The organism is Streptomyces sp. NPDC003248 (assembly GCF_055563235.1).
Map to the genome: position 1 here is coordinate 89,504 of NZ_JBVHDT010000017.1, position 11,568 is coordinate 101,071.

The 11,568-nt window shown below is 75.1% G+C and carries 8 protein-coding genes and 1 riboswitch; all 8 genes read right to left on the minus strand.

Features of this window, described 5'->3' with window-relative positions; translation table 11 throughout:
* Position 1: 1 nt before the first annotated feature.
* Complete coding sequence (gene cobI, locus ACZ3KJ_RS30250; RefSeq protein WP_467531626.1) at positions 2-733, minus strand: precorrin-2 C(20)-methyltransferase; 732 nt, start codon at positions 731-733, stop codon at positions 2-4.
* The gene (locus tag ACZ3KJ_RS30255; protein ID WP_467531627.1) at positions 730-2,115 is read right to left on the minus strand and encodes a cobyrinate a,c-diamide synthase; all 1,386 of its coding nucleotides are present in this window, start codon (positions 2,113-2,115) and stop codon (positions 730-732) included. The genes cobI and ACZ3KJ_RS30255 overlap by 4 nt, the downstream gene beginning before the upstream one ends.
* Positions 2,109-2,708 carry a cob(I)yrinic acid a,c-diamide adenosyltransferase gene (gene cobO / locus ACZ3KJ_RS30260; protein ID WP_467531628.1) on the minus strand — a complete coding sequence of 200 codons (600 nt, stop codon included), beginning with the start codon at positions 2,706-2,708 and terminating at the stop codon, positions 2,109-2,111. Before cobO ends, ACZ3KJ_RS30255 begins: the two co-directional genes overlap by 7 nt.
* Positions 2,708-4,762: a putative cobaltochelatase gene (locus tag ACZ3KJ_RS30265; RefSeq protein ID WP_467531629.1), complete on the minus strand. Its 2,055-nt coding sequence runs from the start codon at positions 4,760-4,762 to the stop codon at positions 2,708-2,710. The genes cobO and ACZ3KJ_RS30265 overlap by 1 nt, the downstream gene beginning before the upstream one ends.
* Positions 4,759-8,415 carry a cobaltochelatase subunit CobN gene (cobN, locus tag ACZ3KJ_RS30270; protein ID WP_467531631.1) on the minus strand — a complete coding sequence of 1,219 codons (3,657 nt, stop codon included), beginning with the start codon at positions 8,413-8,415 and terminating at the stop codon, positions 4,759-4,761. Before cobN ends, ACZ3KJ_RS30265 begins: the two co-directional genes overlap by 4 nt.
* On the minus strand, positions 8,412-9,920 hold the full coding sequence (locus tag ACZ3KJ_RS30275; protein ID WP_467531633.1) for a cobyric acid synthase: 1,509 nt from the start codon (positions 9,918-9,920) through the stop codon (positions 8,412-8,414). Before ACZ3KJ_RS30275 ends, cobN begins: the two co-directional genes overlap by 4 nt.
* Positions 9,917-10,861: a cobalamin biosynthesis protein gene (locus tag ACZ3KJ_RS30280; RefSeq protein WP_467531635.1), complete on the minus strand. Its 945-nt coding sequence runs from the start codon at positions 10,859-10,861 to the stop codon at positions 9,917-9,919. Before ACZ3KJ_RS30280 ends, ACZ3KJ_RS30275 begins: the two co-directional genes overlap by 4 nt.
* A 100-nt stretch (positions 10,862-10,961) precedes the next feature.
* Positions 10,962-11,102, minus strand: a riboswitch (cobalamin riboswitch).
* A gap of 218 nt (positions 11,103-11,320) precedes the next feature.
* Positions 11,321-11,542, minus strand: coding sequence for a hypothetical protein (locus ACZ3KJ_RS30285; protein WP_389524637.1), 222 nt, complete (start codon positions 11,540-11,542; stop codon positions 11,321-11,323).
* Between the last annotated feature and the right edge of the window lie 26 nt (positions 11,543-11,568).

Consider the following 11,568-nt stretch of genomic DNA (forward strand, 5'->3'; position numbering starts at 1 on the left):
CTCACAGCTTGCCGCCCCGCCCGCCGTCGCGCCGTGCGGGCGCGATGAGCGTGGACAGGTAGGGGAGGGGCTCCGCACCGAGGTCGGCGGCGGGCCGGACGGACTCCTCGGGCAGCCCCAGCGAGGCCCCCCACACGGCGTCCGCCAGCCGCCCGGTCTCCCGCAGCGCCTCGGCGACCTCGGCGGCCTGCCGCCCGAACTTGTAGGCGACGACGGTGCCCGGCCCGGCCAGCGCGTCCTTCAGCACGCCCGACCCCGCGGTCACCGGCACCAGCGTCAGCGGCTCGGTGCCCTCCGTGAGCACGGCCCCCGACCGCGCCGCCAGGTCCTGCATGGCGGTGATCCCGGGAACGGTCTCCACCACCAGTCCCGGCACCGCCCCGGCGACGGTCTGGGCGAGATACGTGAACGTCGAGTACACGTTGGGGTCCCCGATGGTCGCGAACGCGACACTGCCGTGCCGGCGCAGCAGCGCGGCCACCCGCTCCCCGGCGGCGTCCCAGGCGGCCTCCCGGCGCGCCCGGTCGCTGCGCTCGTTCAGCGCGAACACCACCCGGACGACCTTCTCGCCGGGCACGTAGTGCAGTACGGTCGCCTCGGCCCGGCCGCGCTCCCCGGTGTCCATGACCGGCACGACCACGACCTCGGCCGCGCGCAGCGCGTTGACGCCCTTGACGGTCACCAGCTCCGGATCGCCCGGACCGACCCCCACTCCGATCAGCCTGCTGCTCATGACGTCCGGCACCTCTCCACGAACCGACGGGCCGCACCGGGCTCGGCCGCCCAGTGCGTGTGCAGATAACTCGCGTGCACACCCTGCTGTACAAAACCTTCGACCCGCCGCCGCGGGACGCGCAGCCCCCAGGCGGGATCCGCCCCCGCACCCGGCTCGACGACCGTCCGGTGGAACTCGTGCCCCCGCATCCGCGTCCCCGCCGCGGCCAGCACACTGTCGCTCACCGCCACCGCGTCCCGGTACCCCAGCGTGAGCCGCTCCGACATCCGGGCGGTGGCGTCCAGCACCCCGCACATCGGCCGGCCGTCCAGCTCCCGGCACAGGTAGAGCAGCCCCGCGCACTCCGCGGCCACCGGGGCGCCGCTCAGCGCGAGGCCGGCGACCGCCTTCCGCAGCGGCTCGTTGGCGGACAGCTCGCCGGCGTACACCTCGGGGAAGCCGCCACCGACCACCAGGCCGTCCGTTCCCTCGGGCAGCCGCTCGTCGTGGAGGGGGTCGAAGGGGACGACGTCGGCACCGGCGGCGGTGAGCAGCTCGGTGTGCTCGGCGTAGGAGAAGGTGAACGCGGGGCCGCCGGCGACGGCGACCCTCACCTCGCCTCCGGGGGCGGGGCGGGGGGGAGGGGTCGGACCGGCCCCGGCCACGGCCCCGGCCGCGTCCCAGGCCGCGCACGCCAGCGCGCCGGCCCCCCGGGCCAGCGCCACCAGCCCGTCCAGATCGCAGCCCGCACTCACCTGCGCGGCCATCGCGGCCACCGCCTCGACCGCCGCGGCCCGCCGTTCGGCGACCGGCACCAGCCCGAGATGCCGCGACGGCGTGTCCACCTGCGGCACCCGCCGGAGGGCACCGAGCACCGGCACCCCCGTCGAGTCCAGCGCCTCCCGCAGCAGCTCCTCGTGCCGGTCGGACCCCACCTTGTTCAGGATCACGCCGCCGATCCGCACCTCGGGGTCCCACGTCACGAACCCGTGCACGAGCGCGGCGACGGACCGGGACTGCGACGACGCGTCCACGACCAGCACCACCGGCGCCCGCAGCAGCTTCGCCACCTGGGCGGTGGATGCCAGTTCGCCCTCGCCCGCGGCCCCGTCGTAGAGCCCCATGACCCCTTCGACGACGGCGATGTCGCACCCGCTGGCCCCGTGCAGGAACAGCGGGGCGACCAGCTCCGGCCCGCACAGGTAGGCGTCCAGGTTGCGCCCCGCGCGCCCGGTCGCGAGCGCGTGGTAGCCGGGGTCGATGTAGTCCGGCCCGACCTTGTGCCCGGACACGGCGAGCCCCCGCGCGGCGAGCGCGGCCATCAGCCCCGTGGCCACGGTGGTCTTGCCGCTGCCCGAGGAGGGCGCGGCGACGACCAGCCGGGGCACCGACCTCACCACTCGATGCCCCTCTGGCCCTTCTGCCCGGCGTCCATCGGGTGCTTGACCTTGGACATGTCGGTCACGAGGTCGGCGAGGTCCACCAGCTTCGCGGGCGCGTTCCGCCCGGTGATCACGACGTGCTGGGTGCCCGGCCGGGCCCGCAGCACCTCCACGACCTCGTCGGTGTCGACCCAGCCCCAGTGCATCGGGTACGCGAACTCGTCGAGCACGTACAGCCGGTACGTCTCGGCGGCCAGGTCGCGCTTGACCTGCTCCCAGCCCTCGCGGGCCTTCTCCTCGTTGTCCATCTGCGCGTCCCGCTGGACCCAGGACCAGCCCTCGCCCATCTTGTGCCAGTCGACGCTGCCGCCCTCGCCGGAGGCGCCGAGGACCCGCAGGGCGTTCTCCTCGCCGACCTTCCACTTCGCCGACTTGACGAACTGGAACACCCCGATGGGCCAGCCCTGGTTCCAGGCGCGCAGCGCCAGCCCGAAGGCGGCGGTGGACTTGCCCTTGCCGATGCCCGTGTGCACGACGACCAGCGGCCGGTTGCGCCGCTGACGGGTCGTCAGACCGTCGTCCGGAATCACACTCGGCTGTCCCTGCGGCACTACGCGGCCCTCCTCGACGTTCCCTGCACATCCCTGACCAGCCCGGCGATGGAGTCCGCCCGCAGCTCGTCCAGCGTCACCGCCGTACCGCCCAGCTCGCCCGCGAGCCGCCCGGCGAGCCCCAGCCGCACCGGCCCCGACTCGCAGTCCACGACCACCGAGGCGACCGACTCCGCCGCGAACAGCCGCGCCGCGCGCGAGGCCAGCGCCACCGGCTCGGGGCCACCGGTGGCCCGCCCGTCGGTCACCACCACGACCAGCGCCCGGCGCGCCGGGTCCCGCAGCCGCTCCACCCGCAGCACCTCGTGCGCCTTGAGCAGCCCCGCCGCGAGCGGCGTCCGCCCGCCCGTCGGCAGCGACTCCAGCCGGACCGCCGCCGCGTCCACCGACGAGGTCGGCGGCAGCGCGACATCGGCCGCCGACCCGCGGAAGGTCACCAGCCCCACCTTGTCCCGCCGCTGGTAGGCGTCGAGCAGCAGCGACAGCACGGCGCCCTTCACGGCGCCCATCCGCTGCCGCGCCGCCATCGACCCGGAGGCGTCCACGACGAACAGCACCAGGTTGCCCTCGCGCCCCTCCCGCGTCGCCTGCCGCAGATCGTCCCGGCGGATCACCAGCCCCGGCCCCGACCGGCCGCGCGCCCGCTGGTGCGGGGCGGCGGCCAGCACGGTCGCCGCCAGGTGCAGCTTGGTCAGCGCACCCCGCGGCCGCCGGGCCCCGGTGGTCCGCCCGTGCTCGGTCCGCGCCCGGGACCGCCGCCCGGCGGCCCCCTCGCCGAGACCCGGCACGCTCAGCACCTTCGTGCGGAACGGCTCCGCGGCCCGCGCGGGCCGCTGCTCACCCGACCCGGCCCCGGCCGGCTGAGGCTCCCCGCCCTCCCCGGCCTCCGGCCGCGCGGCGGCGTCGCCCCCTTCGGAACCCTCCGAAGGACTCTCGGAGGGCCCCTCCGAAGGCCCCTCCGAGGGCCCCTCCGACGGCGGGCGCCCGCCACCGCCGCCCGGCCCGTCGGGATCGGGGTCGTCGTCGCCCTCGCAGTCGTCCTGCCCGCCGAACCGCTCCAGCGTCTCGTCCAGCTTGTCCTCGTCCAGCCCCGGCGCGTCGAACGGGTTGCGCCGCCGCCGGTGCGGCAGCGCCAGCAGCGCGGCCTGCCGCACGTCCTCCGCCAGAACCTCCGTCCGCCCGGCCCAGGCCGCCAGCGCCGTCGCCGTGCGCGCCATCACGATGTCGGCGCGCATGCCGTCCACCTCGAAGGCCGCACAGGTCGCCGCGATCTGCCGCAGCGCCCCGTCACCGAGCCGCACCGACGGCAGCAGGCCCCGCGCCGCCGTGATCCGCGCCCGTACGGCGGCCTCCTCGTCCGCCCAGCGCGCGGCGAAACCGTCCGGGTCGTCGTCGTACGCCAGCCGCCGCCGGACGACCTCCACCCGCTGCTCGGGTTCCCGCGAGGCCGCCACCTCCACGGTCAGCCCGAACCGGTCGAGCAGCTGCGGCCGCAGCTCGCCCTCCTCGGGGTTCATCGTGCCGACGAGCAGGAAGCGGGCGGCGTGCCGCACGGAGACGCCCTCGCGCTCCACGTACGAGGCGCCCATCGCCGCCGCGTCCAGCAGCAGGTCGACCAGGTGGTCGTGGAGGAGGTTGACCTCGTCGACGTAGAGGATCCCGCGGTGCGCGTCGGCGAGCAGGCCCGGCTCGAACGCCTTCACGCCCTCGGCGAGGGCCCGCTCGATGTCCAGCGCGCCGACGAGCCGGTCCTCGGAGGCGCCGACGGGCAGTTCGACCATCCGCGTCGGCCGGGACTCGAAGGCCCCCGGCGCGTGCGGGCCGTCCGGGCAGCCGGGGTCGGGGGAGCCGGGGTCGCAGGAGAAACGGCACCCGGAGACGACGTCCACCAGCGGCATGAGCGCCGACAGGGCGCGCACGGCGGTGGACTTGGCGGTGCCCTTCTCCCCGCGCACCAGCACCCCGCCGACCGCCGGCGAGACGGCGTTCAGCAGCAGCGCGAGCCGCAGGTCGTCCTGGCCGACGACGGCCGTGAACGGGAACGGGGTACTCACTGGTCGTCGCCCTCCAAGTCGCCTTCCAGCTCCAGGTAGGTGGCGCGCAGCCGCTCGATCGTGTCGGCGTCCGGCTCCGCCCAGAGCCCGCGGTCCGCCGCCTCAAGCAGCCGCTCGGTGATCCCGCGCAGCGCCCACGGGTTGGACTTCTTCATGAAGTCCCGGTTCTCCGCGTCGAAGACGTACTCGGCGCTGAGCTTCTCGTACATCCAGTCGTCCACGACCCCGGCCGTGGCGTCGTACCCGAACAGGTAGTCCACGGTCGCCGCCATCTCGAAGGCGCCCTTGTAGCCGTGCCGGCGCATCGCCGCCATCCAGCGCGGGTTGACCACCCGCGCCCGGAACACCCGGTGCGTCTCCTCGCCCAGCGTCCGGGTCCTGACCTGGTCGGGGACGGCGGAGTCGCCGACGTACGCCTCGGGGGAGGCGCCCGTCAGGTGCCGGACCATGGCGACCATGCCGCCGTGGTACTGGAAGTAGTCGTCGGCGTCGACCAGGTCGTGCTCGCGGGTGTCGACGTTCTTCGCCGCCACCGCGATCCGCCGGAACGCCGTCTCCATGTCCCCACGCGCGGCCCGCCCGTCGAGTCCGCGCCCGTAGGCGTAGCCGCCCCACACCGCGTACACCTCGGCGAGGTCCGCGTCGGAGCGCCAGTTCCGGGCGTCGATCAGCGGCAGCAGACCGGCGCCGTACGCGCCCGGCTTGGAGCCGAAGATCCGGGCGGTCGCCCGCCGCCGGTCGCCGTGCGCGGCCGTGTCCTCCTCGACGTGCGCCCGCACGTAGTTGGACTCGGCGGGCTCCTCCAGCCCGGCCACCGCCCGGACCGCGTCGTCGATCAGCCCGACGACGTGCGGGAAGGCGTCCCGGAAGAAACCGGAGATGCGGACCGTGACGTCGATGCGGGGCCGGCCGAGCTCCGCGAGCGGGACGACCTCGAACCCGGTCACCCGGCGCGAGGCGTCGTCCCACACCGGGCGGCAGCCCAGCAGCGCCAGGATCTCGGCGATGTCGTCGCCCTGCGTGCGCATCGCCGACGTGCCCCAGACCGTCAGGCCGACGGACTTCGGGTACGCGCCGGTGTCCTGGAGGTACCGCTGGACGAGGGAGTCGGCGAGCGACTGCCCCACCTCCCAGCTGAGCCGCGAGGGAATGGCCTTGGGGTCGACGGAGTAGAAGTTCCGGCCGGTCGGAAGGACGTTGACCAGTCCGCGCGTCGGCGAGCCGGACGGGCCCGCCGGGACGTAACCGCCGTCCAGGGCGCGCAGGACGTTCCCGATCTCGTCGGTGGTGCGCGCCAGCCGCGGCACGACCTCGGCGCAGGCGAACTCCAGCACGGCGACGGCGTCCGGGAGCTGGACGCCGATCACCTCACGGACCAGGTCCGGGACGGCCGCGGTGTCCCACCCGCGGGACTCCAGGCCCTCCGCGAGCCGCCGGCACAGCTGCTCCAGCAGGTCGATCGCGTCGGCGGCGGAGCGCGCCGGCCCCGCCACCAGGTCCGTCAGCTCGACGGGCACCTTCACCGGCGCCCCCGGCTCGGCGAGCAGCTCCTTCTCCACCAGCCCGAAGTGCGCGGCCAGCGCGGCCCGCAGGCCCGGCAGCGCGTTCGCCCGCCCGCCCCACACCTGTGCGGCCCGCACCACCGCGAGCACGAGGTTCACGCGCGGCTCACCGACCGGGCCGCCGCCCAGGACGTGCAGCCCGTCCCGGATCTGCACGTCCTTGATCTCGCACAGGTAGCCGTCGATGTGCATGACGAACTCGTCGAAGTCGTCGTCGCCCGGCTGCTCGGCCACGTGCAGGTCGTGGTGGAGCTCGGCCGCCTTGACCAGCGTCCAGATCTGGGCGCGCACGGCCGGCGCCTTGACCGGGTCCAGGTCGGAGACGAGCGCGTACTCGTCGAGGAGCTGCTCCAGCTTCGCCAGGTCGCCGTAGGTGTCGGCGCGCGCCATGGGCGGCACCAGGTGGTCGACGACGGTGGCGTGCCCGCGCCGCTTGGCCTGGGTGCCCTCGCCGGGGTCGTTGACGATGAAGGGGTAGACCAGCGGGAGTTCACCGAGGACGGCGTCCGGGGCACAGCCGCCGCCGAGCCCGAGCCCCTTGCCCGGCAGCCACTCCAGCGTGCCGTGCTTGCCCATGTGGACGATCGCGTCGGCGCCGAAGCTGTTCTCCAGCCACCGGTAGGCGGCCAGGTAGTGGTGGGACGGCGGCATGTCGGGGTCGTGGTAGATCGCGATCGGGTTCTCGCCGAAGCCGCGCGGCGGCTGGATCATCACCACGACGTTCCCGAACCGGAGCGACGCGAGCACGATGTCGTCGCCGTCCACGTAGAGGGAACCCGGCGGCTCCCCCCAGGCCTCCAGCATCGCCTCCCGCAGCCGCGGGTCGAGCGTGTCGAACCAGGCCCGGTAGTCGGCGAGCGGCACCCGGGCCGGCGCGGCGGCGAGCTGTTCCTCCGTCAGCCACTCCACGTCGTGCCCGCCGGCCTCGATGAGCCGGTGGATCAGCTCGTCGCCGCCGGAGGGGTACTCGGTCAGCGCGTACCCCGCGTCCCGCAGCGCGTCCAGGACCCGCACCGCCGACGCGGGCGTGTCGAGGCCGACCGCGTTGCCGACGCGGGAGTGCTTGGTCGGGTAGGCGGTGAAGACGAGCGCGATGCGCTTCTCGGCGTTCGGCTTGTGCCGCAGCCGGGCGTGGCGGACGGCGATCCCGGCGACCCGGGCCGCCCGCTCGGGGTCGGCGACGTACACCGGCACGTCGTCGGGCCCCTGTTCCTTGAAGGAGAACGGCACGGTGATCAGCCGCCCGTCGAACTCCGGGATGGCGACCTGCATCGCCGCGTCCATGGGGGACAGGGCGGCGTCGGAGGCGTCCCAGGCGGCGCGGGAGGAGGTGAGGCAGAGCCCCTGGAGGACGGGTACGTCGAGGTCGGCCAGGGCGCCGATGTCCCAGGCCTCCTCGTCGCCGCCCGCCGACGCCTGCGAGGCGTGGGTGCCGCCGGCGGCGAGGACGGTGGCGACGAGCGCGTCGGCCCGGCCGAGGATCTCGTACAGTCCGGGGTCCGCGCCCCGCAGCGAACCGCAGTACACGGGCAGCGCGTTGGCGCCCCGCGCCTCGATCGCCTCGCACAGCGTGTCCACGAAGGCGGTGTTGCCGCTCAGCTCGTGGGCCCGGTAGAAGAGCACGCCGACGGTCGGCCGGCCCGCGACGAGGTCCCGCTCCCCGCGCACCCCGAACTCGGGCATCCTCCGCGGCTCGTCGAACCCCTCGCCGGTCAGCAGCACGGTGTCCGACAGGAACCGCGCCAGCTCGGTCAGGTTGTCCGGCCCGCCCTCGACGAGGTACCTCAGGGCCTCCGCGACGACCCCGGCGGGCACCGACGACTCGGCCATCAGCTCGGCGTCGGGCACGCTCTCCCCGCCGAGCAGCACGGTCGGGATCCCGGACGCCCGCAGCGCGGCCAGCCCGTCCTCCCAGGCCCGCTTGCCGCCCAGCAGCCGTACGACGGCGATGTCGGCGCCCTCGACCAGCGCGGGCAGGTCCCGCTCGACGTCCACCCGGGTCGGGTTGCCGATCCGGTAGGAGGCGCCGGAGGCGGACCGGGCCGCCAGCAGATCGGTGTCGGCGGTCGACAACAACAACACTGTGCTCATGCGGGCGCTCCCGGTGGAATGAAAGGCAGTCCTTGCGGCGCGCCCGACTCGATGAGCCGCCGGAGCGCGTCGGTGTCCGCGTGCTGTTCGATCAGGTCGCCGAGCCGGTCGAGCTGCTCCTCGCGCAGCGCGGCGAACGAGGTGCCGGCGGCGGGCACGAAACGACGGCCCGCGGCGGCCGCCACCTCGCGCAGGAAGGCCCGCCGGAATCCGTCCGACTCCAGCGAACCGTGCCAGTGCGTGCCCCAGGTCTGCCCGACCCGGCAGCCGTCGAGGAAGGGCTCCCCGCCCAGGACCTCGGCGACCCCGTGGTGGATCTCGTAGCCCTCGACCGGCTCCCCGAGGGCTTCCCCGACGGGCCGGGTGAGGGTCTTCTCCCGGGCGAAGCGCACGCGCACGGGGAGGACGCCGAGCCCGGCCACCCGCCCCCTGCGGCTCTCGACCTCGTCGTCGATGCGCTCGCCGAGGAGCTGGAAGCCGCCGCAGATGCCGAGGACGGGCCGCTGTTCGGCCGCCCTGCGGATCAGGGCGTCGGCCAGTCCCCGCTCCCGCAGCCACTCCAGCGCCCGCACGGTCCCCCGGGTGCCGGGCACGATCACGAGGTCGGCGTCCGCCAGCTCCTCCGGCCGGTCGACGAACCGCACCACGACGCCCGGTTCGGCGGCCAGCGCGTCGACGTCGGTGAAGTTGGACATCAGCGGGACCGCGCAGACGGCGACCCGCAGCACGTCCTCCCCCACGGGAGGGGCGACGGCCGACTCCCGGACCGTGCCGCGCAGCGACACCCGCAGCCCGTCCTCCTCGTCGATGCCGAGCCCGTGGCGGAACGGCAGCACCCCGTACGTGCGCCGCCCGGTCAGCCCGTGCAGCATGTCCAGGCCCGGATCCAGCAGCGAGACGTCGCCGCGGAACTTGTTGACGAGGAACCCGGCGACGAGCGCCTGGTCCTCGGGGGAGAGCAGGGCGACGGTCCCGAAGAACGAGGCGAAGACGCCGCCCCGGTCGATGTCGCCGACGACGAGCACGGGCAGCCCGGCGCCCCGCGCGATCCCCATGTTCACGATGTCCGTCCGCCGCAGGTTGATCTCGGCGGGAGAACCGGCCCCCTCACAGATCACCGCGTCATATGTGCCCCGCAACGTGTCGAGGCACTCCAGCACGGTCCCGAGGAGCTGCCGCTGCCGCCCCCCGTGGTACCCGCGGGCGCTCATCTCGCCGACCGGCTTCCCGAGCAGCACGACCTGGCTGCTCTGCTCACCGCCGGGCTTGAGCAGCACGGGGTTCATCAGCGCGGTCGGCTCCACCCGGCACGCCTGGGCCTGCATGGCCTGCGCGCGTCCGATCTCGGCGCCCTCCCGCGTCACGAACGAGTTCAGCGACATGTTCTGCGCCTTGAAGGGCGCGACCTTCACTCCCTGCCGCACCAGCCACCGGCAGATCCCGGCGGTGACGACGCTCTTGCCGGCGTCGGAGGTGGTGCCGGCGACGAGGAGACCCCCGCTCATGACGTACGCCCCTTCGCGACGAGGCGCGCGGCGACGGTGACGCCGAGCGCGAGGAGGCCGACGCGGCGGGAGAGCCGCGCGGCGCGTTCGATGTCCGGCGCGGCCACGGGCCGCCCGGCCGCCCCGTTGAGCACGGGCCGGTGCTCGACCCGGCCGCCGTAGGACAGGGTCCCGCCCAGCCGCACCCCGAGGGCGCCGGCGAAGGAGGCCTCCACCGGACCGGCGTTCGGGCTGGGGTGCTTGCGCGCGTCGGCCCGCCAGGCCCGTACGGCCCCGCGGGGGTCGTCCCCGGCGACGGCGGCGAGGGCGGCCGTCAGCCGTGCCCCCGGCCAGCCGGCGAGGTCGTCCAGGCGCGCCGAGGCCCAGCCGTAGCGGCGGTGACGCGGCGACCGGTGGCCGACCATGGCGTCGAGGGTGTTGACGGCCCGGAAGCCGAGCAGTCCGGGCACGCCGCCCACGGCGCCCCACACCAGTGCCCCCACCACCGCGTCGGAGGTGTTTTCGGCGACGGACTCGACGACGGCGCGGGCGATCCCGTCGGCGTCCAGGGCCTGCGGATCCCGCCCGCACAGGTGCGGCAGCCGGGCCCGCGCGCCCTCGACGTCCCCCGCCTCCAGACACCGCCCGATGGTCCGGGCCTCGCGCACGAGGGAGGTCCCGCCGACGACGGCCCAGGTGGCGGTGGCGGTCAGGGCGACGGAGGCGGCGGCCGACGACCGGACGGCGCGGGCGGCGCCGGCGCCCAGGGCCACGGCCCCGCCGACGCACACGGCGGTGTGCAGCGCGCCCCACCCGCGGTGGTCGTGCCACAGCACCCGCTCCACGCCGGCCGCGGCCCGCCCGAACACGGCGACCGGATGTCCCCGGCGCGGATCGCCGAAGAGCAGGTCCCCCAGGAGGCCGGCGGCGGCGCCGTACGCGTGAACGCGATCGGCACCCATCGGCTCAGCCGGCCGTGGGGTCGGGCAACGACCGGGTACGTGACCTCGAACGGCAGCCGAGCATGGCGTATGTCCTCACTCAGGGTGTCCACGCCCTGGTTCGACGAGACCGGCGACGAGAGTTCCTGGCTCCCGGGGGTGTCTACCCCGGTGACAGTGGCGGGACCGCGCCGGATTCACACCGGCTTCCTCTTCCTGTCGCCGTACATGGCTCCGGCAGTCCACCACGGGCCCGGAACGGCCGTCAACTTGGTGTTGACCTGCACGGGGAGAGTGTGCAGAACCCCACACCGGCGGTCCGGGACGGCCCGTCGCGGACGTGCGTCCGCCCCGTCGGACCGCCGGTGGGACGGCCGCCGACAGGGCGGGGGGTGGGAGGGACGGAAGGGGGAGGAGAGGGGGCGGGGGAGGGGCGGGGGCCCGTGGTGCGTGAAGGGCCGGAGACCCTCGGTGTGTGGCTCAGGCCACGATCAGCGAGATGCCGTACGCCACCGCGGCCGCACACGCCGCGAAGCAGGCGTACGCCCCGGTGACCGCGAGCGCGGCCGTCCCGCCCTGCGCCGCGGCCCGCTCGCGCCGCGACAGGCCCATGATGCCGAGGGTGAACAGCGCCACCAGGGCCACCGTGACCACGAGGCTGACGCCGAAGACGGAGCCCAGGGCCGCCCAGTCGATCTTCATGATGCTTCTCTTCCTTCGTGCCGGGT

Excerpts from the sequence above, each read along its gene's own strand:
- ACZ3KJ_RS30275 (WP_467531633.1), bottom strand. The coding sequence starts at position 9,920 with ATGAGCGGGGGTCTCCTCGTCGCCGGCACCACCTCCGACGCCGGCAAG.
- cobI (WP_467531626.1), bottom strand. The coding sequence starts at position 733 with ATGAGCAGCAGGCTGATCGGAGTGGGGGTCGGTCCGGGCGATCCGGAG.
- ACZ3KJ_RS30280 (WP_467531635.1), bottom strand. The coding sequence starts at position 10,861 with ATGGGTGCCGATCGCGTTCACGCGTACGGCGCCGCCGCCGGCCTCCTG.
- cobN (WP_467531631.1), bottom strand. The coding sequence starts at position 8,415 with ATGAGCACAGTGTTGTTGTTGTCGACCGCCGACACCGATCTGCTGGCG.
- ACZ3KJ_RS30285 (WP_389524637.1), bottom strand. The coding sequence starts at position 11,542 with ATGAAGATCGACTGGGCGGCCCTGGGCTCCGTCTTCGGCGTCAGCCTC.